Source organism: Niallia sp. 01092 (assembly GCF_052318935.1).
GTDB lineage: Bacteria > Bacillota > Bacilli > Bacillales > Cytobacillaceae > Niallia.
In genome coordinates this window covers 1-1,604 of the sequence record NZ_JBQRKO010000052.1, presented here as the reverse complement: position 1 = coordinate 1,604, position 1,604 = coordinate 1, and the positions used below count along the sequence as shown (strand labels likewise).

The 1,604-nt window shown below is 53.3% G+C and carries 1 rRNA gene; it reads right to left on the bottom strand.

The features are described from left to right. Window positions 1–19: 19 nt before the first annotated feature. A 16S ribosomal RNA gene (locus ACTXGU_RS22180) occupies window positions 20–1,567 on the bottom strand. Window positions 1,568–1,604 lie beyond the last annotated feature (37 nt).

The following is a 1,604-nucleotide window of genomic DNA, read 5'->3' as shown; positions in this document are numbered from 1 at the left end:
TAAATTCCATTTTCCTTAGAAAGGAGGTGATCCAGCCGCACCTTCCGATACGGCTACCTTGTTACGACTTCACCCCAATCATCTATCCCACCTTAGGCGGCTGGCTCCAAAAGGTTACCCCACCGACTTCGGGTGTTACAAACTCTCGTGGTGTGACGGGCGGTGTGTACAAGGCCCGGGAACGTATTCACCGCGGCATGCTGATCCGCGATTACTAGCGATTCCGGCTTCATGTAGGCGAGTTGCAGCCTACAATCCGAACTGAGAATGGTTTTATGGGATTTGCTCGACCTCGCGGTTTTGCTGCCCTTTGTACCATCCATTGTAGCACGTGTGTAGCCCAGGTCATAAGGGGCATGATGATTTGACGTCATCCCCACCTTCCTCCGGTTTGTCACCGGCAGTCACCTTAGAGTGCCCAACTGAATGCTGGCAACTAAGATCAAGGGTTGCGCTCGTTGCGGGACTTAACCCAACATCTCACGACACGAGCTGACGACAACCATGCACCACCTGTCATCCTGTCCCCCGAAGGGGAACGTCCTATCTCTAGGATTGTCAGGAGATGTCAAGACCTGGTAAGGTTCTTCGCGTTGCTTCGAATTAAACCACATGCTCCACCGCTTGTGCGGGCCCCCGTCAATTCCTTTGAGTTTCAGCCTTGCGGCCGTACTCCCCAGGCGGAGTGCTTAATGCGTTTGCTGCAGCACTAAAGGGCGGAAACCCTCTAACACTTAGCACTCATCGTTTACGGCGTGGACTACCAGGGTATCTAATCCTGTTCGCTCCCCACGCTTTCGCGCCTCAGCGTCAGTTACAGACCAGAGAGTCGCCTTCGCCACTGGTGTTCCTCCACATCTCTACGCATTTCACCGCTACACGTGGAATTCCACTCTCCTCTTCTGCACTCAAGTCCCCCAGTTTCCAATGACCCTCCACGGTTGAGCCGTGGGCTTTCACATCAGACTTAAAGGACCGCCTGCGCGCGCTTTACGCCCAATAATTCCGGACAACGCTTGCCACCTACGTATTACCGCGGCTGCTGGCACGTAGTTAGCCGTGGCTTTCTGGTTAGGTACCGTCAAGGTACGAGCAGTTACTCTCGTACTTGTTCTTCCCTAACAACAGAGTTTTACGATCCGAAAACCTTCATCACTCACGCGGCGTTGCTCCGTCAGACTTTCGTCCATTGCGGAAGATTCCCTACTGCTGCCTCCCGTAGGAGTCTGGGCCGTGTCTCAGTCCCAGTGTGGCCGATCACCCTCTCAGGTCGGCTACGCATCGTCGCCTTGGTGAGCCGTTACCTCACCAACTAGCTAATGCGCCGCGGGCCCATCTGTAAGTGACAGCCGAAACCGTCTTTCAGCTTTTCTACATGTGTAGAAAAGGATTATCCGGTATTAGCTCCGGTTTCCCGAAGTTATCCCAGTCTTACAGGCAGGTTGCCCACGTGTTACTCACCCGTCCGCCGCTAACTTAAAAAGCAAGCTTTTTAAGTCCGCTCGACTTGCATGTATTAGGCACGCCGCCAGCGTTCGTCCTGAGCCAGGATCAAACTCTCCATATAAGAGTAAGATTAGCTCATTGCTAAACTCTAGCTTTTT